Annotated in this window: 20 protein-coding genes; 13 read left to right on the top strand and 7 right to left on the bottom strand. The window is 71.9% G+C overall.

Annotated elements, in window-relative coordinates; genetic code table 11:
- Positions 1-80: 80 nt before the first annotated feature.
- The 5 genes from hypD to hypA form a co-directional block, all read right to left on the bottom strand.
- Positions 81-1,208 carry a hydrogenase formation protein HypD gene (hypD, locus tag ABZ822_RS30670; protein WP_360861347.1) on the bottom strand — a complete coding sequence of 376 codons (1,128 nt, stop codon included), beginning with the start codon at positions 1,206-1,208 and terminating at the stop codon, positions 81-83.
- Positions 1,205-1,585 (bottom strand): HypC/HybG/HupF family hydrogenase formation chaperone, encoded by a 381-nt coding sequence (locus ABZ822_RS30665; protein WP_360861345.1) that lies wholly within the window; start codon positions 1,583-1,585, stop codon positions 1,205-1,207. Before ABZ822_RS30665 ends, hypD begins: the two co-directional genes overlap by 4 nt.
- An 86-nt stretch (positions 1,586-1,671) precedes the next feature.
- A complete protein-coding gene (gene hypF, locus ABZ822_RS30660) occupies positions 1,672-4,089 on the bottom strand; it encodes a carbamoyltransferase HypF (RefSeq protein ID WP_360861342.1) in 2,418 nt (805 codons plus the stop codon).
- Between the two features lie 24 nt (positions 4,090-4,113).
- Entirely contained in the window at positions 4,114-4,953 is an 840-nt protein-coding gene (gene hypB, locus ABZ822_RS30655) for a hydrogenase nickel incorporation protein HypB (protein WP_360861379.1), read from the bottom strand.
- The gene (gene hypA / locus ABZ822_RS30650; RefSeq protein ID WP_360861340.1) at positions 4,953-5,363 is read right to left on the bottom strand and encodes a hydrogenase maturation nickel metallochaperone HypA; all 411 of its coding nucleotides are present in this window, start codon (positions 5,361-5,363) and stop codon (positions 4,953-4,955) included. Before hypA ends, hypB begins: the two co-directional genes overlap by 1 nt.
- A 323-nt stretch (positions 5,364-5,686) precedes the next feature.
- On the opposite strand from hypA, the gene ABZ822_RS30645 reads away from it, so the two are divergent.
- The 10 genes from ABZ822_RS30645 to ABZ822_RS30600 are packed head-to-tail and all read left to right on the top strand — an operon-like array spanning position 5,687 to position 14,451.
- On the top strand, positions 5,687-7,363 hold the full coding sequence (locus tag ABZ822_RS30645) for a hydrogenase maturation protein (protein ID WP_360861338.1): 1,677 nt from the start codon (positions 5,687-5,689) through the stop codon (positions 7,361-7,363).
- Positions 7,364-7,419: 56 nt separating this feature from the next.
- Entirely contained in the window at positions 7,420-8,475 is a 1,056-nt protein-coding gene (locus ABZ822_RS30640) for a hydrogenase expression protein HypE (protein WP_360861336.1), read from the top strand.
- A gap of 24 nt (positions 8,476-8,499) precedes the next feature.
- Positions 8,500-10,287, top strand: coding sequence for a nickel-dependent hydrogenase large subunit (locus tag ABZ822_RS30635; protein WP_360861334.1), 1,788 nt, complete (start codon positions 8,500-8,502; stop codon positions 10,285-10,287).
- A 9-nt stretch (positions 10,288-10,296) separates the two neighbouring features.
- Positions 10,297-10,863, top strand: coding sequence for a NifU family protein (locus ABZ822_RS30630; protein WP_360861332.1), 567 nt, complete (start codon positions 10,297-10,299; stop codon positions 10,861-10,863).
- Positions 10,860-11,543 (top strand): DUF5947 family protein, encoded by a 684-nt coding sequence (locus ABZ822_RS30625; protein ID WP_360861330.1) that lies wholly within the window; start codon positions 10,860-10,862, stop codon positions 11,541-11,543. The genes ABZ822_RS30630 and ABZ822_RS30625 overlap by 4 nt, the downstream gene beginning before the upstream one ends.
- Positions 11,525-11,731: a hypothetical protein gene (locus ABZ822_RS30620; RefSeq protein ID WP_360861328.1), complete on the top strand. Its 207-nt coding sequence runs from the start codon at positions 11,525-11,527 to the stop codon at positions 11,729-11,731. The genes ABZ822_RS30625 and ABZ822_RS30620 overlap by 19 nt, the downstream gene beginning before the upstream one ends.
- Positions 11,728-12,450 (top strand): DUF6084 family protein, encoded by a 723-nt coding sequence (locus tag ABZ822_RS30615; RefSeq protein WP_360861326.1) that lies wholly within the window; start codon positions 11,728-11,730, stop codon positions 12,448-12,450. The genes ABZ822_RS30620 and ABZ822_RS30615 overlap by 4 nt, the downstream gene beginning before the upstream one ends.
- Positions 12,438-13,508 carry a hypothetical protein gene (locus ABZ822_RS30610; RefSeq protein WP_360861324.1) on the top strand — a complete coding sequence of 357 codons (1,071 nt, stop codon included), beginning with the start codon at positions 12,438-12,440 and terminating at the stop codon, positions 13,506-13,508. The genes ABZ822_RS30615 and ABZ822_RS30610 overlap by 13 nt, the downstream gene beginning before the upstream one ends.
- Positions 13,505-14,323 carry a hydrogenase maturation protease gene (locus tag ABZ822_RS30605; RefSeq protein ID WP_360861322.1) on the top strand — a complete coding sequence of 273 codons (819 nt, stop codon included), beginning with the start codon at positions 13,505-13,507 and terminating at the stop codon, positions 14,321-14,323. Before ABZ822_RS30610 ends, ABZ822_RS30605 begins: the two co-directional genes overlap by 4 nt.
- The gene (locus ABZ822_RS30600) at positions 14,320-14,451 is read left to right on the top strand and encodes a hypothetical protein (RefSeq protein ID WP_360861320.1); all 132 of its coding nucleotides are present in this window, start codon (positions 14,320-14,322) and stop codon (positions 14,449-14,451) included. Before ABZ822_RS30605 ends, ABZ822_RS30600 begins: the two co-directional genes overlap by 4 nt.
- Positions 14,452-14,543: 92 nt before the next feature.
- Here ABZ822_RS30600 and ABZ822_RS30595 read toward each other — a convergent pair whose 3' ends face one another.
- A complete protein-coding gene (locus tag ABZ822_RS30595; protein WP_360861318.1) occupies positions 14,544-15,431 on the bottom strand; it encodes a LysR family transcriptional regulator in 888 nt (295 codons plus the stop codon).
- Positions 15,432-15,569: 138 nt separating this feature from the next.
- Between ABZ822_RS30595 and ABZ822_RS30590 the strand changes: the two genes are divergently transcribed.
- From ABZ822_RS30590 to ABZ822_RS30580, 3 genes are all read left to right on the top strand, one after another.
- Positions 15,570-16,433 (top strand): aldo/keto reductase, encoded by an 864-nt coding sequence (locus tag ABZ822_RS30590; RefSeq protein WP_360861316.1) that lies wholly within the window; start codon positions 15,570-15,572, stop codon positions 16,431-16,433.
- A gap of 330 nt (positions 16,434-16,763) precedes the next feature.
- The gene (locus ABZ822_RS30585; protein WP_360861314.1) at positions 16,764-17,435 is read left to right on the top strand and encodes a chaplin; all 672 of its coding nucleotides are present in this window, start codon (positions 16,764-16,766) and stop codon (positions 17,433-17,435) included.
- Positions 17,436-17,684: 249 nt separating this feature from the next.
- Complete coding sequence (locus ABZ822_RS30580) at positions 17,685-18,662, top strand: sigma-70 family RNA polymerase sigma factor (protein ID WP_360861312.1); 978 nt, start codon at positions 17,685-17,687, stop codon at positions 18,660-18,662.
- A gap of 69 nt (positions 18,663-18,731) precedes the next feature.
- Here the strand turns inward: ABZ822_RS30580 and lpdA are convergent, their stop codons facing one another.
- Positions 18,732-20,132 (bottom strand): dihydrolipoyl dehydrogenase, encoded by a 1,401-nt coding sequence (gene lpdA, locus ABZ822_RS30575; RefSeq protein ID WP_360861310.1) that lies wholly within the window; start codon positions 20,130-20,132, stop codon positions 18,732-18,734.
- Between the last annotated feature and the right edge of the window lie 17 nt (positions 20,133-20,149).

Here is a 20,149-nt window from a genome sequence, read left to right as displayed (position 1 = left end):
GCAGCGGCAGCGGGCACGACCACTCTGCGGGGTTGACCTGGGCGGGCACGTCCGCGGCCCGGCCCGTCGTCGCAGCCGACTCAGCCAACGGGGCTCGCCTCCTTCGGCGACGCCGGCCCGTGCTCCAGGCGCCGGTACAAGTAGTAGGCGGCGCACGCCCCTTCGCTGGAGACCATCGTGGCACCCAGCGGATTCCGGGGGGTGCAGACGCTGCCGAACGCCTCGCACTGATTCGGCTTGATCAGGCCCTGGAGCACTTCACCGCTGCGGCACGCGTCCGACTCGCAGGTGCGTACCCCGGTGACGTCGAAGCGGTGCTCCGCGTCGTATTCCCGGAAGCTCTCGGACAGCCGCCAGCCGCTCTGCGGGATCATGCCGATGCCGCGCCAGGAGCGGTCGGTGACCTCGAATACCTCCTCGAGCATGCGCAGCGCCGCGGGGTTGCCGTCGTCGCGGACCGCGCGCCCGTAGGCGTTGTCCACCCGGTGCTCGCCGCGCTCCAGCTGGAGGACCGTACGGCGTACGCCCTCCAGGATGTCCAGCGGCTCGAACCCGGTCACCACGATCGGCACCTGGAACCGCTCAGCCAGCTCCGGGTACTCCGCCGTGCCCATCACGCTGCACACATGGCCCGCGGCGAGGAACGCCTGCACGCGGCAGGACGTCGACTGCATGATCGCCTCGATGGCCGGGGGTACGCGCACATGCGAGACCAGCAGGCTGAAGTTGCGGATGCCGAGGCGCCGCGCCTGATGCACCGTCATGGCGTTGGCCGGCGCGGTCGTTTCGAAGCCGATCCCGAAGAAGACCACTTCGCGGTCCGGGTTGCGCTGCGCGATGGTGAGGGCGTCCAGCGGCGAGTACACCACCCGTACGTCACCGCCCGCGCCCTTGACGCGGAAGAGGTCCCGGTCGGTGCCGGGCACCCGCAGCATGTCGCCGAACGAGCAGAAGATGACGTTCGGCCGGGACGCGATCTCGAGCGCCTTGTCGATCATCTCCAGCGGCGTCACGCACACCGGGCAGCCCGGACCGTGGATCAACTCCACCTTTTCGGGGAGCAGTTGGTCGATCCCGTGCCGGATGATCGAGTGGGTCTGACCGCCGCAGACCTCCATGAGGGCCCACGGCTGGGTGACCGTGGCGTGGATGTCGTCGAGCAACCGCCGTGCCAGACCAGGGTCGTTGAACTCGTCGATGTACTTCATCGGGCGCCCTCCTGTGCCGCCGCTGCCGCCGTCGGGGTCGCCGTCGCGGCCGCTGCCGCCGCGGGAGCCGGGGGTTCCTGGTCGGCGGTGTCCGGGCGTTCGGCCCCGGCCTCCTCCGCCGCCCGGCCCCACGCGTCCCCGAACTCCTCCTCCAGAAGCCCGAGTTGCTCGAACAGCTCCAGTGACTGCCGGGCCGACTCCTCGTCGAGCCGCTGGAGCGCGAAGCCCACATGGACGATCACGTACTCGCCCACCTCGGCCTCCGGCACGTAGGCGAGGCAGACCTCCTTCACCACGCCGCCGAAGTCGACCTGCGCCATGCGCGTGCCGTCGCGATCCTCGGTGGCGACCACCTTGCCGGGCACTGCCAGGCACATGGTGTTCTCCCTTCGTCGTTGTCAGGGCGTCAGGCAGAGGGACACGGGCGGCCAGGCGCACACCGCCGCGGGCCGGGCGGAACGGCCTACGGACTGCCGAGCCTCGCCGCGACCATGAGCTGACCGAGCGCCAGCCCGCCGTCGCCGCACGGGACCTCGCGATGCCGCAGGACCGTGAAGCCGGAGTCCTCCAGGCGCGCCGAACAGGCCTCGTCGAGCAAGGCGTTGGTGAAGACACCGCCCGTCAGCGCCACCGTGTTCGTCCCGGTCTCCCGCCGGGCGAGGCGGGCCAGCGACGCCACCGCGTCCGCCACTCCTCGGTGGAAGCGCGCGGCGATCACCTCGGGCCCGGTTCCGGCGCGCAGATCGTGCACGACGGACCGCAGCACGGGCTCCGCGTCGAGCAGCGCCGCCGTCTGGCCGCGGCGCAGGCCGAAGGCGTACGCGTCCCGGCAGTCCTCCCACGCGCGGGCCGCCGCCGCCTCCAGTTCGATCGCCGCCTGCGCCTCGTACCCCGCCCGGTGGCAGACGCCCGCGAGGGACGAGACGGCGTCGAAGAGCCGGCCCATGCTGGAGGTCGGCACACACGCCGTGCCGCGGACGAGCTGACGGGCCAGCAGATGCCGCTCCTCGGGCGTGCACGCCGCCACGCACGGCAGGTCGTCGTCCCATGCGATCCGCGCCGTACGCAGGCGCGACAGCGCCATCCGGCACGGGTTGCCCACCCCGGCGTCACCGCCGGGCAGCGGGACGTACGCCAGGTGCGCGTACCTCCGGAAGCCGGCGTAGTCGGCGAGCAGGACCTCGCCGCCCCAGATCGCCGTGTCGTCGCCGTAGCCGGTGCCGTCGAAGGCGAAGCCGAGGACCGGCGTGGTGCCGTCCAGGCCGTGCTCCGCCATCGCCGAGGCGACATGGGCATGGTGATGCTGCACCAGGTGGAGCGGCCGTCCGTCCCGGTGGCGGCGGGCCCAGCGTACGGAGTGGTAGCCGGGGTGCCGGTCGGAGGCCAGCAGCGCCGGCATGACCCCGGTCAGGGTCTGCAGCCGGTGTGCCGCGGCCTCGAACGCCCGCAGTCCGGCCAGGTCGCCCATGTCCCCGATGTGGGCGGAGAACCAGGCGCGGTCGTCCTCCGCGAGGCAGAGCGTGTTCTTCAGGTCCCCGCCGACCGCCATGACCGGCGGCACCGGGAAGGGCAGGGAGAGCGGGGCGGGGGCGTAGCCGCGGGAGCGGCGCAGCACGACCTCGCTGCCGTCGGGCCGCACGCGCACCACGGAGTCGTCGCACGGCACCTCGATCGCGCGATCGTGCCAGAGCCAGGCGTCGACCAGCCCGTCGAGCCGGTCGAGCGCCTCGTCGTCGCCGGTGACGATGGGCTCGCCCGAGCGGTTGCCGCTGGTCATCACCAGGACGCGCGGCCCCGGTGCGTCGCCTGGCAGCCCGAACAGCAGGTGGTGGAGCGGGGTGTACGGCAGCATCACCCCGACGTCCGGGCTGCCGGGGCACACCCCGGGCGCCAGCGGCACACCGCTCTCGTCGTCGAAGCGGCGCAGCAGGACGATCGGGCGGCGGCGGCCGGTGAGGATCTCGTACTCCGCCGGGCCGAGGCGTGCCAGGTGCGCCGCGGTCCCGGCGTCGGCGGCCATCACCGCGAACGGCTTGGCGCCGCGCGCCTTGCGCTCGCGCAGGAGGGCGACGGCGTGCGCGTTCGTGGCGTCGCAGGCGAGGTGGTAGCCCCCGATGCCCTTGACCGCCAGGATCGCTCCCTGCGCCAGCAGCCTCCGTGCCTCCGCGAGCGCCGACTCGCCCTCGCGGGGCGCGAGTTCGGTGCCCGGGGCGGGCGTGAGGCGGAGCCGCGGGCCGCAGACGAGGCAGGCGACGGGCTGGGCGTGGAACCGGCGGTCGGCCGGATCGGCGTACTCCCGGGCGCAGTCCGCGCACATGGGGAAGGCGGCCATGGTCGTGGTCACCCGGTCGTACGGCAGTGCCGTCGCGATGGTGAGGCGCGGGCCGCAGTGCGTGCAGGTGATGAACGGGTGCCGGTGACGGCGGTCGCCGGGGTCGGCCAGTTCCCGCAGGCAGTCCTCGCACGTCGCGGTGTCGGGCGGCATCAGCGTCCGGCCTTCTCCGTGTTCGGAGGGCCGGATGGTGAAGTCCCGCCCGGCAAGGCCCGACGCGTCCGGCCCGTGGGGTGCGTACGGTGCATGCGGTGCGGACGCACCCCGGGGTGGCATCGCCTCGTGCGTGACGGAGGAGACGACCGCCAGCGGCGGCGCCTCGGTCGCGACGCGGAGGCAGAACGCCTCGACCGCCGCGGGGTCGCCCTCGACCTCGGCGATCACGCCCGCGGCGTTGTTGGCCACATGGCCGGACAGTCCCAGCCCGGTGGCCAGCGTGTGGACGAAGGGCCGGAAACCGACTCCCTGGACCACACCTCGTACGCTGACACGTCTCCGGACGGCCGTGCAGGAGTCCTGCTCACGGCGGTCGTCTGCGAGCGTCGTCATGCCGCGCTCCTCGCCCCCGATGCTCTAGCGGATCGGTACGCCGGTGGCGCGGGCGGTCTCCGCACCGGGACCGGGGTCGTGTGCGGGGTCGTGGTCGTGGTGGTGCGCGGGGCCGTCGCCGTGGTCGTGCACATGGCCGCCGTCCGGACCGTGTTCGTGCGGATGGGCGCGCAGGTGCCCGGCCGCCAGGGCCGGCTGGTGGGGCAGATCGCCGTCGCACACGGCCAGCACCCGGTCCAGGAGCAGGTCCACGCCCTCGCCCGAGCGGGAGGACGTACGCACCACCTCCACGCCCGGGTTGACGCGCTCGACGCTCGCCGCGAACTCCCGCTCACCGAACCCGACGGCCTCCGCGAGGTCGGTCTTGCCGAGGACGACCAGGTTGGCGAGTCCGAACGCCGTCGGGTACTTGACCGGCTTGTCCTCGCCCTCGGTCACGGACATCATCGCCACCCGCAGCCGCTCGCCCAGGTCGTACGAGGCGGGGCAGACCAGGTTGCCGACGTTCTCCACGAACAGCACCCGGGTGCCGTCCGGCAGCCAGCCCTCCAGATGCCCGCGCATCTGGTCGGCCTCCAGATGGCACAGCCCGCCGGTCAGCACCTGCTTCACCGGAGCGCCTGAACGTGCCAGCCTGCGGGCGTCGTTCTCCGTGGCGAGGTCGGCGGTGAGCGCGGCCACCGGGACACCGCGCTGGACGGCCCGGCGCAGTACGCACTCCAGCAGTGCCGTCTTCCCGCTGCCCGGGCTCGACAGCAGATTGACCACCGTGACCCCGCGCTGGGCGAGGTCCGCGCGCAGCGCGGCCGCCAGCCCGTCGTTCTTCGCCAGAACCGCCTGTTGCACGTCGACGACACGGCACATCATGCGCAGCACTCTCCCTCTCGCGCGGCGTGCCGCGCTGTCCCGGGCCCTGGGCACGAGCCGCCCTCGGGCAGCGTCACGTCCAGCAGCTCCAGCTCGCGTCCGGTCAGCAGCTCGGTCACCGGCCCCTCGCAGCGGGGGCACGACAGCCGTGGTGGCGATCCCACCGGGAACTCCACGTCGCAGGGGGTGCAGCGGGCGCTCGCCTGCACCTCGTCGATGACGAGGGCGGCGCCGGCCAGCAGCGTGCCCTCCGCGACCAGTTCGAAGGAGAACCTCAGGGCGTCCGCCACGACCCCCGCCAGCTCGCCGATGCGCAACCGCACCGACTCGACCGAGGCGGCCCCGTGTGCGCGGGCGGCCTCCTCGGCTCGTTCGACGACGGACAGGGCGATCGAGAGCTCATGCATGGAGCGTCACGGTAGGCACGGCCGGAGGTGTGCCGGACTCCGGCGAGCCTGCGGGGGCCGCTGAATTCGCCCGGGCGGCCCAACACGGGCGCGTCCCGCCGCCCGCCGCCCGCTTCCTTGGTCACCATCGCCTCGCGGGAGACCCGGTCGTCCCCTCGTCTCCTCGTCCCGGGGTCCGCAGCGCGGAACCGGCTTCCCGCGACGCGAGAGCCCGAGACCGAGACCCGAGACCCTGAGACCCCGAGACCCGAGACCCCGAGACCCGAGACCCGAGACCCGAGACCCCGAGACCCCCAGAGCAACGGCCATGCCCAGGAGGCGTGATGCACATCCTGCTCGTCCCGAGCGCGTTCAACAGCCTGACGCAGCGGGTCTTCGCCGAACTCCGCGACCGCCGCCACACGGTCGCGGTGGAACTCGCCGTCTCGGACGAGGCGGTACGGGAAGCCGTACGGCGGCACGCCCCGGACCTCGTCGTCGCTCCGATGCTCACCACCGCCGTCCCGCAGGACGTCTGGTCGCGGCACACGTGCCTCATCGTGCACCCCGGGCCGCCCGGGGACCGCGGCCCCTCGTCCCTCGACTGGGCCGTCCACGAGGGCGCCGCCCAGTGGGGGGTGACGGTGCTTCAGGCGAACGCGGAGATGGACGCCGGGCCGGTGTGGGCCTCGGCGGGGTTCCCGGTGCCCGCGGACGTGGCCAAGAGCGACCTGTACCGGGGCGAGGCCGCCGATGCGGCGGTCCGGGCCGTCCTCCTCGCCGTGGACCGCTTCGCCTCGGGACGCTATGTGCCGCGGACGCACGCGCCGGCCACCGGAGACGACGGCTGGCGCCCGTACTTCTCCCAGGAGCTGCGCCGGATCGACTGGGAGGGCGACTCCACCGCGACCGTGCTGCGGAAGCTGCGCACCGCCGACTCCCGCCCCGGCGTCCTGGACGCGTTCCTGGACGGCGAATGGTTCCTGCACGGCGGCCACCCGGAGGACGCGCTGCGCGGCGAGCCGGGCCGCGTGCTGGCCACGCGCTGCGGGGCGATCTGCCGGGCGACGGCGGACGGCGCGGTGTGGATCCCCGAACTGCGCCCGCGGAGACGGCCGGGCGGCCCCCGGATGTTCAAGCTGCCCGCCGTCCGGGCGCTCGGGTCCCGGCTGCCCGACGTGCCCGAGGTCCCCGCCCCGCTCTGGCCGGACGACGGCCGCCACGCCTGGTCCGACATCCGGTACGACGAGAGCGGTGCGGTCGGCCTCCTGCGGTTCTCCTTCCCCGGCGGAGCGATGAGCACGGACCGCTGCCGGCGGCTGCTGACGGCGTACCGCTTCGCCTGCTCCCGTCCCACGGACGTCGTGGTGCTCGGGGGAGCGCGGGACTTCTTCTCCAACGGCATCCACCTCGGCGTCATCGAGGCCGCCGACGACCCGGCTTCCGAGTCCTGGGCGAACATCCAGGCCATGGACGACCTCGTCGAGGAGATCCTGACCACCACCGACCGGCTGGTCGTCGCCGCGCTCGGCGGGAACGCGGCCGCCGGGGGCGTGATGCTGGCGCTGGCGGCGGACGAGGTGTGGTGCAGAACGGGCTCGGTGCTCAATCCGCACTACCGCCGGATGGGGCTGTACGGGTCGGAGTTCTGGACGTACACGCTGCCCCGCCGGGTGGGGGAGGACGGGGCCGAGCGGCTGATGCGTGAGGCTCTGCCCGCCGGCGCCGCGGGGGCCCTGAGCGCCGGGCTCGTCGACCGGGTCGTGGACGCCGGGCCGGAGGAGTTCACGGCGGAGACCACCCGAATGGCCCTCAGGCTCGCGTCCTCCTCCGTGCTACGCGACCGCATCGCCGGGAAGAAGAGCGCGCGCGAACGGGACGAGGCGGCGAAGCCGCTGGGCGAGTACCGGGTGGAGGAGCTGGCCCATATGCGGAAGGCGTTCTTCGACCCCCAGGCGCCGTACCACGCCCTCCGGGCGGCCTTCGTCCGGAAGGAGCCCTGCAGCGTGTTCCAGTTGTAGCGATATGTCCATCATGTCAGCCTTCCGTAGAACCCGGTCCCAGGAAAGAAGGCGCCATGAGCACCGTCACCTCGACCCCCAGCGGCGTCGATGAGGTTCACATCCTCTGGACGTCCGAAGGCATGAGCTGTGACGGCGACACGGTTTCGGTCACGGCCGCGTCGCTGCCGAGCATCGAAGACGTCGTGATGGGGGCGATCCCAGGCCTGCCCAAGGTCCACCTGCACAACAAGGTGCTGGCCTACGAGACCGGCGACGACTTCATGCAGCCCTTCCACCAGGCCGCGCGCGGCGAACTGGGGCAGCCCTTCGTCTTCGTCGTCGAGGGGTCCATCCCCAACGAGCGGATCAACGGCGACGGCTACTGGACGTCGATGGGCAACGACCCCGACACCGGGGAGCCGATCACCCTCAACACCTGGATCGACCGCCTCGCCCCCAAGGCCTTCGCCGTGGTCGCCATCGGCACCTGCGCCACGTACGGCGGCATCCACGCCATGGCGGGCAACCCCACCGGCTGCATGGGTCTCACCGACTACCTGGGCCGGGACTTCCGCTCCGCGAGCGGGCTGCCGATCGTCAACGTCCCCGGCTGCCCCGTCCAGCCCGACAACTTCATGGAGACCCTGACCTGGATGCTGTACCAGGCCGCGGGCATGGCTCCGCCGATCCCGCTGGACGAACAGGGCCGTCCCACCTGGCTGTTCGGCAAGACCGTGCACGAGGGCTGCGACCGTGCCGCGTACTACGAGCAGGGCGACTTCGCCAAGGACTACAACTCGCCCAAGTGCCTGGTGAAGACGGGCTGCTGGGGCCCCGTGGTCAACTGCAACGTCCCCAAGCGCGGCTGGATGGACGGCCTCGGCGGCTGCCCCAACGTCGGCGGCATCTGCATCGGCTGCACCATGCCCGGCTTCCCCGACATGTTCATGCCCTTCATGGACGAGCCTCCCGGCGGCTCCCTCTCCTCCGCCGTGCTGAGCTCCACCTACGGGCCCCTCATCAGGTCGCTGCGCGGCATCACCAACCGAGCGGTGAACCGCGAACCCAAGTGGCGCCACAACCGTGCCGAGCTGACCTCCGGCTTCGCCCCGCGCTGGTCGGGTCGCTGACGTTCCGAGACAAGGACCAATTCTGTGACCACGAGTGAGACCATCCCGCCCGAGCAAGGTGCCCTGACCGAGGTCGCGTTCGACCCGATCACCAGGATCGTCGGCAACCTGGGCATCTACACGAAGATCGACTTCGGCAACCGCCGGGTGGCCGAGTGCCGCAGCACCTCGTCCATCTTCCGCGGCTACAGCGTCTTCATGAAGGGCAAGGACCCCCGGGACGCGCACTTCATCACCAGCCGCATCTGCGGCATCTGCGGGGACAACCACGCCACGTGCTCGGTCTACGCGCAGAACATGGCGTACGGGGTGAAGCCCCCGCCGCTCGCCGAGTGGATCATCAACCTCGGCGAAGCGGCCGAGTACATGTTCGACCACACGATCTTCCAGGACAACCTGGTCTTCGTCGACTACTGCGAACGCATGGTCAAGGAGACCAACCCGGGCGTCATGGAGCAGGCGAACCGTACGCCCGCACCCCGCGGCGACGCCCACGGCTACAAGACGGTGGGCGACATCATGCGCGCCTACAACCCGTTCGAGGGCGAGATGTACCGCGAAGCCCTCGTGATGAGCCGGATCACCCGCGAGATGATCTGCCTCATGGAGGGGCGGCACGTCCACCCGTCCACGCTCTACCCGGGCGGCGTGGGCACGGTCGCGACGCCGCAGGTCTTCACCGACTACCTCGTCCGCCTGATGAAGTGCATGGACTTCATCAAGAAGGCCGTCGCCATGAACGACGACGTCTTCGACTTCTTCTACGAGGCCATGCCGGGCTACGAGGAGGTCGGCCGGCGGCGCACGATGCTCGGCTGCTGGGGCTCCTTCCAGAACCCCGACGTCGCCGACTACAGCTACCGGACGATGACCGACTGGGGCCGGGCGATGTACGTCACGCCCGGCGTCATCGTCGACAACGAGCTGATCACCACCGACCTGGTCGACATCAACCTCGGCATGCGCATCATGCTCGGCAGCTCCTACTACGAGGACTGGACGAGCGAGAAGACGTTCGTCGACAAGGACCCGCTGGGCAACCCCGTCGACCGGCGCCACCCGTGGAACCAGACCACGCTCCCCGCGCCGCAGAAGCGCGACCTGGAGGGCGGCAAGTACAGCTGGGTCATGAGCCCGCGCTGGTTCGACAAGCGCACCGGTGACCATCTCCCGCTGGAGACCGGCGGCGGCGCGATCGCCCGCCTGTGGGCCACCGCGCTCGGCGGCCTGGTCAACACCCCGTACGTCCGCTCCACCGGGCGCAGCGTCGAGATCGATCTGCCGAAGACCCCGGGCACGCCCGAGACCCGTCTGACGTGGACGCCGCCGCCGTTCCCGAACACCATCGAGCGCAACCGGGCCCGGATGTACTTCGTGGCCTACTCCGCCGCGATGGCGCTGTTCTTCGTCGACAAGGCGCTGGGCGAGGTCCGGGCCGGACGCACCAAGGTCTTCGAGGACTTCAAGGTGCCCAAGGAGGCCATCGGCTGCGGCTTCCACGAGGCGGTCCGCGGTGTGCTCTCGCACCACCTGGTGATCGAGGACGGCAAGATCGCGAACTACCACCCGTACCCGCCGACGCCGTGGAACGCCTCGCCCCGCGACTCGTTCGGCACCCCCGGCCCGTACGAGGACGCCGTCCAGGGCACGCCCATCTTCGAGGAGAACGGCCCGGACAACTTCAAGGGCATCGACATCATGCGCACCGTCCGCAGCTTCGACCCGTGTCTTCCCTGCGGCGTGCACATGTACCTCGGCGACGGGCGCACCCTGAAGCAGACGCACTCGCCCACCTTCGGCGCACTCAACTAGGCGCCCCGGATGCCTTGGGAAGAGGAGAACGCGCGCCGGCACGTGGCGCGCACCGAGGAGTTGCTGTCCGGCCTGGACACCCTGCCGGACAACGTCGCGTCCCGACGCGCCCTGGAGTGCGTCGAGGCGCTGGTCGACCTCTACGGGGAATGCCTCGGCCGGGTCATGGAGCACGCCGCGTCCGACGAGGGCGGCGAGGCCCTGGCGCGGCGGCTCGCCGAGGACGAACTCGTCGGCCATCTGCTGCTCGTGCACGATCTGCACCCCGACCCGGCGGACGTCCGCGTCCGCCGGGCCGTCGAGCAGATCCGCCCGCAGCTCCGATCGCTGGGCGGCGACGCCGAGTTGGTGGAGACGACGGACGAGGCCGTACGGATCCGGGTCCAGGGCGGCGGCCGCGGCTGCGGGTCCTCGCCGGACGTCCTCGAGCAGACCGTACGGGACGCCGTGGGCGGCGCGGCCCCCGACGCCGGACGCATCGACATCGAGACCGTGCAGGCGGCGGAGCCGGAGACACTCATCCCCGTCGACGCGCTCTTCCGGAGCGGCACGCTCACCGGACGCGGTGCCGGGTGACCGCCTCCTCCTTCGCCGCGCCCCGGCTGCGGAGTCTCGCCCGCCGTCCCTCCCGCTCAGAGCAGCCGGGAGGGACGGCGGGGTCCGCCGCGCCGGAACGGTGCGACCTCTGCGCGGAGGCGCTCGCCCCGGACCACCGCCATCTGGTGGACGTCCAGGACGGCCAGGTCTCCTGCGCCTGCCGCGCCTGCTCCCTGCTGTTCGACCGCAAGGAGGCCGGGGGCGCCCACTACCGGCTGCTGCCGCAGCGGCGGCTGCGGCTGGACGGCTGCGAGATCGACGCCATGGTGTGGGCCGGCCTCGGGGTCCCCGTCGACCTGGCGTTCTTCACACGCGCCGAGGCCACGGGCGAGGTCTCGGTCGGCTATCCCAGCCCGCTGGGCGTACTGCGGTCCACCGTCGACCCGCAGAGCTGGGCCGAGGTGCGGTCCTCCCACCCGGCGCTGGACGACCTCTCCGACGACGTGGAGGCCCTGCTGGTCAACCGGGCGCGCGGTGCCCGGGAGCACTGGCTGGTGCCGCTGGACGACTGCTATCGCCTGGTCGCGCTGGTGCGCGCACACTGGAAGGGACTGGGCGGCGGTCCCGACGTATGGCAGCAGATCGAAGGCTTCTTCCGCGACCTCTCCACCGATCCCCACCCAGCAGCCAAGGAGGCGTCATGGCCGACATCAACGTAGGCAAGGCCGATGTCAAGCCCGACAGGACGGCGCACACGAAGGGCGTCCGGAGCGGCAACACCGGGAGCCGCAAGCGCCAGCGGGGTGAACGGCAGGACGACCGGTCCACGGCCCGCAGGTCCACAGGGATCAACGCCAAGCACCACGAGCCGGTCGACCCCGACATGCCCAACCTCCCCCCGGCGTGACCGCGCAGCACGCGATCCCGGACCTGGTCTTCACGGTCACGGGAGTGGAACCCGAGCGCTTCGCGTCCGTCCCCACGCTGAGGTTCGGTCTGGAGATCCGGCGGGCGGGCGGCGGGCCCGTCCGCTCGGTCAGCCTCACGACCGCCGTCCGCATCGACGTCGCACGCCGTCGCTACGACGCCGCCGAACAGCGGGCGCTGGCTGAGCTGTTCGGCGAGCCGCAGCGCTGGGGCAGCACCGTACGGCCGCTGTCCTGGACCCAAGTCACCGTCGTGGTGCCTCCGTTCGACGAGAGCACCACGGTCGGCCTCCACGTTCCCTGCACCTACGACACCGAGCTCGCCGTCACCAAGTACCTGCGCGCCGTCCGCGACGGCGACGTGCCGCTGGACTTCCTCTTCAACGGAACGATCTTCTACGAGGCGCCGGACGGGGGGATGCGCACCGCGCAGATCTCCTGGAACAGCGACGCCGCCTTCCGCCTCCCCGCCGGGCTCTGGCACGAGCTGATCGACCGGTACTTCGACGGCAGCCCCTGGCTGCGGCTCTCCCGCGAGACCTACGACCGGCTCGACGCGTACCGCGCCGGCGGTGTCCACGTGGGCTGGGACGCCACCGTCCGCAGCCTGCTCGACGCGGCGCCGCACGGCGCCGGCAGCCCCGCAGTTCCCGACCTTCCCTCACTCCCCGCAACCGCCGGAGCGCCATGGACGCAGTGAAGCAGGCCGCCGTACCGCAGACCGCGGACCACGCCGTGGAGAAGATCGTGCGCACCTGCCTCTACGAGGGCTATCTGCTGTGGCCCTACCGCAGGTCCGCTCTGAAGAACACCAAGCGCTGGACCTTCGGCGGGGTCTTCCCGCGGTCCTGCGCCGTCGGACTGGGCGAGCCGAGCCGTATGCAGACCCAGGTCCTCATCGAGGGTCCCGCCGCATCCCAGGTGTCGGTCCGCGTGCGGTTCCTGCACGTGGTCGACCGCGGTGTGCTGCGGGAAGGGCCCGAAGGGCCCGAGGCCGTGGACGAACTGACGGTGGACGGCGAGCGCCACGTGGCGTGGCAGGAGGCGACCGAGCGCGAGGTGCCGGTGTCGGTGAGCCTGAGCGCCGCCCTCGCCGCGCCCGTCACGACAGCCGTCGACATCGCGGCGGGAACCGACCACGAGGACCTGACCGACGCCTCGGGCCGGCGCGTCGGGGCGCTCGTCCGTGGCTGGAACGCGCTGACCGGCACGGTGGAGGTCGCCGCCGAGCGCGTCGCCGACGACGTGCACCGGCTGACCGTACGCGTGGAGAACAGCACCCCGTGCACCGTGCCCGCCCCGGGCTCCCGGCACGCCCGCGAGGCGGCCGCGGCCTACGCGTTCGTCTCGACGCACACCGTGCTGGACGCGGCCCCGGGGCGCTTCGTCTCGCTCATCGACCCGCCCGAGCGGCTGGTCGTCGAGGCCAAGTCCTGTGAGAACCAGGGGACGTGGCCCGTTCTCGTCGGCGAAGGCGACACCGAGGAGGGGGCGGGCACCGTGCTCTCCTCGCCGGTCACGCTCTACGACTTCCCCGCGGTCGCGCCCGAGAGCCCCGGCGACCTGTTCGACGGCACCGAGATCGACCAGCTCCTCGTCCTCAGCGTGCTCAGCATGACCGAGGAGGAGCAGCGGGAGGCCCGGGCGGCCGACCCGAGGGCGCGGGAGATCCTGGACCGCTGCGCCGGGCTCACCCCCGACGAACTGATCGCCCTGCACGGGACCATCCGCGAGTTCCGGCCCTTGGAGGACGTGTGAGCGAGCAGACGCGGGACGACGTGAGGCTGTCCCGGACCCGGACCGTCACGGTGGACGGGATCACCGTCCGCAAGGGCAGCCGGGTGCGGCTCAGGCCCACGCGCAGCGCGGACATCTTCGACCTGGCGCTCACCGGCCGTATCGCCGAAGTGGACGGCGTCGAGGAGGACTTCGAGGGCAACATCCACGTCGCGGTGGTGCTGGAGGGCGACCCGGGCCGCGATTTCGGGTCGAGCGGCCAGATCGGTCACCGCTTCTTCTTCGCGCCGGACGAGCTGGAGCCCGTGGAACCGGCCGTCGGCGACAGCCCCTCCCGTACGCGGATCCTCGTCGCCGGCATCGGCAACGTCTTCATGGCCGACGACGGGTTCGGGCCGGCGGTGGCCGCGGCGCTCGGCGGCGTCGCCCTGCCGGGCAGCGTGCACGTCGCCGACTTCGGCATCCGCGGCATGGACCTCGCCTACCGGCTGCTCGACGGGTACGACGTCGCCCTCCTCGTCGACGCGGCCCCGCGCGGTCTGGCACCCGGCACCCTCAGCGTCATCGAGCCGGACGTCGCCGAAGGGGACGTCGCGCCCGAGGCCCACGCCATGGACCCCGTCAAGGTCCTGGCGCTCGCCCGCCACCTGGGCGAGGGACCGCTGCCCCGGATCCTCGTCGTCGGCTGCGAGCCGATGGTGCGGATGAACGGCGACGAGCCGGATGTGGTCGTCGGACTGAGCCCGCCCGTCAAGGCGGCTGTCGACGAGGCCGTCGGCCTGGTCGAGTCCCTCGTGGGGGAGTTGCTCAGGGGAGAGGAGGTGAGTCCCCGATGAAGAACGGCATCTTCATTCCTGCGGTCGTGGTGCGTGCCACGCTCGGCCTTCTGGCAGCCGCCGTGGTCACGGCCCTCCTGGCGGAGGCGCCCGAGATCCGGCGTTACATGAAGATCGAGACGATGTGAGGGCCGGCGGGCCCGGACATCGGTGAACGTCTCGGCGGCGGGTGGCGGCACGCCGGCCCGCCGCCGAACCGTTGACGGGTCCGGACGGGCCGTCAGGTCGGGTCGGCGCCGAGGTAGGTGAGCAGTTCGCGGGCGGCGGGGCCGACCCGGTCACCGTCGGGCACCGCGACCGAGACCTCCCACACCGCCTCCGGGACACCGGCCAGCCGCACCTCCGACAGCCCTTCCGCCTGCGGCTTGCGGGCGAGCGGCCTCGGGACGACGGCGACGCCGAGCCCGTGGCCCACGAGCTCGATGAGGCTGTGGACGTCCCCGACCTCCAGCGCCACCTGACGCTCCGTACGCGCTTCGGCGAAGGCGCGGTCGGTCAGCCCTCGCGCACCCCAGTCGGGATGGAAGTCCACGAACGACTCGCCGCCCAGCGCGCTCCACTCCACCACCTCGGCGCCCGCGAGCCGGTGCCCGGGGTGGCAGAGCAGGACCATCGGCTCGTGGGTGAGCGGCAGCAGGCGTACGTCCTCGGGCGGCGTGCCGCACAGGGCCACGAAGGCCAGGTCGAGCCGGCCCGCGGCCACTTCCGAGACCAGGGCGGCCGAGCCCGCCTGCCGCAGCCGGACCTCCACCTCGGGATGGTCCGACCGGAAGCGGGCGAGCAGGGCCGCCACGTCCACACCGGCGATGCACTGCTCGGTGCCCACGGCCAGCGCGCCGCGCAGCAGACCCTGGACGGCGGCCACCGCCTCCCTGGCCGCGCGGACGCTCGCCAGCGCGCGCGAGGCCTCCACCAGCAGCGCGCGGCCGGGGCCGGTCAGCTCGACGCTGCGCGTGGTGCGGACGAAGAGCTGTGCCCCCAGCTCCCGTTCGAGCGCCCGCACCGAGGCGGAGAGCCCGGACTGGGAGACCATCAGCCGCTGCGCCGCGCGGGTGAAGTGACGCTCCTCGGCGACGGCGACGAAGTGTTCGAGGTGCCGTAGTTCCACAATTCAGCAGTGTAGATGCTGAATGCTTTCACATTCTTCTATTGGACAGATGGCTGCTTCCGGCGCGAGGCTGGAGGAGCCGAACGGGAACCCGTCCGGCGCACGGATCTCCATCAGCAACGAGGAAGGGCACCCGTCATGCAGACTCGCCGTATCGGCACCGCCGAGGTCAGCGCGATCGGTCTCGGGGCGATGCCCATGTCGGTCGAGGGGAGGCCCGGCGAGGAGCGCTCGATCGCCACCGTCCACGCCGCCCTCGATGCGGGCGCCACCCTGATCGACACCGCCGACGCGTACAGCCTCGGCTCCGAGGACGTCGGGCACAACGAGAGCCTGATCGCGAAGGCGCTGGCGAGCCACGAGCGCGGTGCCGACGTGCTGGTCGCCACCAAGGGCGGCCATGTGCGGCCCGGCGGCAGCGCCTGGACGCTGGACGGGAGCCCCGGGCATCTCAAGCGGGCCTGTGAACTCTCGCTCGCGCGGCTGGGCGTCGAGGCGATCGGCCTCTACCAGTTCCACCGCCCGGACCCCGAGGTGCCGTACGAGGAGTCCATCGGCGCGCTCCGCGACCTCCTCGACGAGGGCAAGATCCTCAACGCGGGCATCTCCAACGCCGATCCCGCGCAGATCGGCCTCGCGAACGACATCCTCGGCGGCCGCCTGGCGTCCGTGCAGAACCAGTTCGCGCCCGACTTCCGCTCCAGTGAGCCGGAACTCGACCTCTGCGACCAGCTCGGCATCGCCTTCCTGCCCTGGCGCCCCCTGGGCGGCGTCGGGCAGGCGTCCGCGCCCGGTTCGCCCTTCGCGCCGTTCGCGGAGGTCGCCGAGGACCACGGAGTGAGCGCGTACCGCGTCTGCCTGGCCTGGATGCTCGCCAAGTCGCCGCAGGTGATCCCGATTCCGGGCGCGAGCCGTCCCGAGACCGTCCGGGACTCACTGGCGGCAGCCGAACTGACGCTCGGCGACGAGGAGATGGCGAGGCTCGACGCCACCGGCCGCTGAACCGGCCGCAGTGCCAGGGGAGTCCGGGTGCAACGCGGTCGCCGAGCAGTGATCCGGTTTGCCTCCCGCTTCACATGACATTCCGTCAATGTGCGTACGCATACGTCGAGTTGATGCGAGCTGCCGATGCGGGAGGCGGGCCGCCCGAATAGGGGTGCCAGGCCCTGCTCGTACGTCGTTCCGCGGGTGTCTGCCGCGGCGTCGGGTGGAGCGATAAGCGGCCCACTCGATGGAGTGAAATGCATATGAGGCATAACCCGATTGGCCCTGCGGCCGTTGTTCCCGGTGCGGGCATGTGCCCCGCGAGGATGACTGGAAGGCAGGGAACGCATGAAGCAGGTCGCCAAGAAGGGCCTGGTCACCGTCATGGCCACGGGTGGCGTGCTGGCCGCGGCAGCGGGTTACGCGCACGCCGACTCCGGTGCCGTCGGCGCCGCGGCGGGGTCTCCCGGAGTGCTGTCGGGCAACACGGTCCAGGTTCCGGTCGACGTCCCGGTCAACGTCTGCGGTAACACGGTCAACGTCGTGGGCCTGCTCAACCGCGCCTCGGGCAACGAGTGCACGAACGGCTCGGGCGGTGAGGAGCCGGGCGGCAGCTACGGGCAGGGCTCGCACCGCGCCAAGCCCGCCGGTGCCACCCAGGCGCGGGCGGAGGGCTCCCCGGGCATCGCGTCGGGCAACACGGTGCGCGTACCGGTGGACGTGCCGGTCAACATCACCGGCAACTCGGCGAACGTCGTCGGCGTCGGCAACAGCGCCGAGAGCAACACCTCGTCGAACACGCCGGGGGAGGAGCGCCCCGAGGCACCTCGCACCCCCGTGCCGCCGAAGGCGGACACCCCGGCGCCGCCGCGGAGCGTGGCGCACTCCGGTGAGACGAACACCGAAGCCGCCCTGGCCCACACCGGTGCGGATGTGACGGGCTTCGCCCTGCCGGCCGCCGCCGGTCTGGTGCTCGGCGGTGCCGTGCTCTACCGCCGGACCCGCGCGGCCCGGCGCTGATCCCGCCCCCCGAACGGCGCCCCCGCCACCCACTCCCCCTCGGTGGCGGGGGCGCTCCCATGACTGCGTGGGGCCCGGCCGGCCGGCGCCGGACCGGGAGCGGCACGCGTCCGCCCAGGGGCCGGTACGAGGCGTCCCGGAGCGGCGTGAAGGGCGGCGGTGAGGGGTACGTGCAAGCTCGTGGCCCATGGTTCCGACGGGCGCCGGTGGACCCCGTGTGGGCCACGGTTCGCGTCAGGAGGTGCCACCATGCCCACGGAGTCGCGCGCCACCGCTCACCGCCGCACCGACCCGGCCGGGCAGGGCGAGGAACCCGATCTGCTGCGCCAGTACCTCGTACAGATCGCCGCCACCCCGCTCCTCACCGCCGAGCAGGAGGTCGAGCTGGCACGCCGGATCGAAGCCGGGGTGTACGCCGACGCGCTGCTCCGCGAGGCCGAGGCCGACGGGCGCGAGCCGGACGGGGCCGACCGGCAGGAGCTGGAGGCCGTCGCCCGCGACGGCGCCCACGCCAAGGACCACATGATCCGGGCCAATCTGCGCCTCGTCGTCTCGGTGGCGAAGCGGCACGGCCGCCGCGGTCTGCCCTTCCTCGACGTCGTGCAGGAGGGGAACCTGGGGCTGATGAGGGCGGTGGAGAAGTTCGACTACACGAAGGGCTACAAGTTCTCCACGTACGGCACCTGGTGGATCCGGCAGGCCATCGAGCGCGGTGTCGCCCAGTACGGCAGGACCGTGCGGCTGCCCGTCCACGTCGTCGAGGACCTCTCCAAGCTCGGGCGGACCGAGCGGGCCCTGCATCTCCGGCTCGGCCGTGAACCGACCGCGCAGGAGGCCGCCGACGAGACCGGCTTCGCCGTCGACAAGGTGACCCGGCTGCGCCGCGTCGGCCGCGACGTGATCAGCCTGGACACGCCGGTCGGTGAGAAGGGCGAGAGCGTCGTGGGTGATCTGATCGAGGACACCGAGGTGCTGCAGGCCCCCGAGGTCGTGGAGTACCGCGCCCTCGCCGAGCAGCTCCGCGCCACCATCGGCACCCTGCCGCCGCGTGAGGCGATGGTCCTCACCCTCCGCTACGGGCTCCACGACGGCCGTCCGCACACGCTCGGCCAGGTCGCCGAACAGGTCGGGCTGACGCGCGAGCGGGTGCGGCAGCTCGAGAAGCAGGCGCTGGCGCAGCTGAGGGCGCCCGGACGGCACGGGCTGCTGCTGGACTGGGCGGTCTAGCGCGGAGGACGGGGCGGTGCACCCGGAGGTGCACCCCGTACGCCCTGCTGCGGACGCGGCGCCCCTCCGTCACATGTTGATCATGTGCCCCGCGAGGCCGTGGACGGCCTCCTTGACCGCCTCGCCGAGCGTCGGGTGGCCGTGGATGTTCCGCGCGACCTCGTGGACCGTCAGGTCCCACTGCTGGGCCAGGGTCAGTTCCGGCAGCAGCTCCGTCACCTCGGGACCGATCAGGTGGGCGCCCAGCAGTTCCCCGTACCGGGCATCGCTGATGATCTTGACGAATCCGGCCGTCTCACCGAGGCCGTGGGCCTTGCCGTTGGCGCTGAACGGGAACTTCGCCGTCCGCACGTCGAAGCCCTGCTCGCGCGCCTGCGCCTCCGTCCAGCCGAAACTGGCGATCTGCGGCTGGCAGAACGTGACCCGGGGAATCATCACGTACTCCAGCTCCATCGTCTCGGCGCCGCCGATGGTCTCGGCCGCGACGACCCCCATCGCCTCCGCCGCGTGCGCGAGCATGAGCTTGGCCGTCACATCGCCGATGGCGAAGATGTGCGGCACGTTCGTACGGCACAGGCCGTCGACCTCGATCGCCTCGCGCTCGGTCAGGCGTACGCCCGTGTTCTCCAGGCCGTAGCCGGTGACCCGCGGCTGGAAGCCGATGGCCTGCATCACCTTGTCGGTCTCGAGGGTCTGCCGCTGACCGCCCGTGGTCACGATGACATGCACCTTGTCGCCGGAGTCGTCGATCGCCTCGACGCGCGTGGACGGCAGCACATCGATGCCCAGCTTGCGGTAGCGGCGGGCCAGCTCCGCCGACACCTCCTCGTCCTCCAGGGGCACGATGCGGTCGAGGAACTCCACGAGCGTGACCTGCACGCCGTAGTTGTGCAGGACGTACGCGAACTCGACACCGATCGCGCCGGCACCGGCGATCACGATCGACTCCGGCAGCTCCTCGCTCAGGATCTGCTCCTCGTACGTGACCACCCGGCTGCTCAGGGACGTGCCGGGCAGCAGCTTGGTCGTCGCGCCCGTGGAGATGACGCAGTGCCCGAAGGTGACGGTGTCAGTACTGCCGTCGGCCATCGTCACCTGCAGCGTGTGGTCGTCGATGAAGCTGCCGATGCCCTCGTACTTGGTGATGCCGTTCTTCTTCATCAGGTAGTGCACGCCCTTGACGCGCCCGTCCGCCACCTTGCGGCTGCGGTTGAACGCCTCGCGGTAGTCGAAGGTCACCTTGCCGTCGACCTGGATGCCGAACGTCTTCGCCTCCTGGGTGAAGATGTGGGCCAGTTCGGCGTTGCGCAGCAGTGCCTTGGAGGGGATGCAGCCGACGTTGAGGCAGACTCCGCCCCAGTACCGTGCCTCGACGATCGCTGTGTTGAGCCCCAGCTGTGCGGCCCGGATCGCGGCGACATACCCGCCCGGGCCCGCGCCCAGGACCACGACGTCAAAGTGTGCACTCATGCACGGAAGCCTAGGCC

The organism is Streptomyces sp. NPDC047108 (genome assembly GCF_040643575.1).
GTDB lineage: Bacteria > Actinomycetota > Actinomycetes > Streptomycetales > Streptomycetaceae > Streptomyces.
This window is presented reverse-complemented; position numbering and strand designations above follow the sequence as displayed.

Bases quoted from the DNA above. Each gene is read 5' to 3' on its own strand.
- ABZ822_RS30640 (WP_360861336.1), top strand. From the start codon at position 7,420: ATGAGCACCGTCACCTCGACCCCCAGCGGCGTCGATGAGGTTCACATC.
- hypA (WP_360861340.1), bottom strand. From the start codon at position 5,363: ATGCATGAGCTCTCGATCGCCCTGTCCGTCGTCGAACGAGCCGAGGAG.
- ABZ822_RS30665 (WP_360861345.1), bottom strand. From the start codon at position 1,585: ATGTGCCTGGCAGTGCCCGGCAAGGTGGTCGCCACCGAGGATCGCGAC.
- ABZ822_RS30630 (WP_360861332.1), top strand. From the start codon at position 10,297: ATGCCTTGGGAAGAGGAGAACGCGCGCCGGCACGTGGCGCGCACCGAG.
- ABZ822_RS30600 (WP_360861320.1), top strand. From the start codon at position 14,320: ATGAAGAACGGCATCTTCATTCCTGCGGTCGTGGTGCGTGCCACGCTC.
- ABZ822_RS30585 (WP_360861314.1), top strand. From the start codon at position 16,764: ATGAAGCAGGTCGCCAAGAAGGGCCTGGTCACCGTCATGGCCACGGGT.
- hypD (WP_360861347.1), bottom strand. From the start codon at position 1,208: ATGAAGTACATCGACGAGTTCAACGACCCTGGTCTGGCACGGCGGTTG.
- hypF (WP_360861342.1), bottom strand. From the start codon at position 4,089: ATGACGACGCTCGCAGACGACCGCCGTGAGCAGGACTCCTGCACGGCC.
- ABZ822_RS30620 (WP_360861328.1), top strand. From the start codon at position 11,525: ATGGCCGACATCAACGTAGGCAAGGCCGATGTCAAGCCCGACAGGACG.
- ABZ822_RS30645 (WP_360861338.1), top strand. From the start codon at position 5,687: ATGCACATCCTGCTCGTCCCGAGCGCGTTCAACAGCCTGACGCAGCGG.
- hypB (WP_360861379.1), bottom strand. From the start codon at position 4,953: ATGTGCCGTGTCGTCGACGTGCAACAGGCGGTTCTGGCGAAGAACGAC.
- ABZ822_RS30610 (WP_360861324.1), top strand. From the start codon at position 12,438: ATGGACGCAGTGAAGCAGGCCGCCGTACCGCAGACCGCGGACCACGCC.
- lpdA (WP_360861310.1), bottom strand. From the start codon at position 20,132: ATGAGTGCACACTTTGACGTCGTGGTCCTGGGCGCGGGCCCGGGCGGG.
- ABZ822_RS30590 (WP_360861316.1), top strand. From the start codon at position 15,570: ATGCAGACTCGCCGTATCGGCACCGCCGAGGTCAGCGCGATCGGTCTC.
- ABZ822_RS30580 (WP_360861312.1), top strand. From the start codon at position 17,685: ATGCCCACGGAGTCGCGCGCCACCGCTCACCGCCGCACCGACCCGGCC.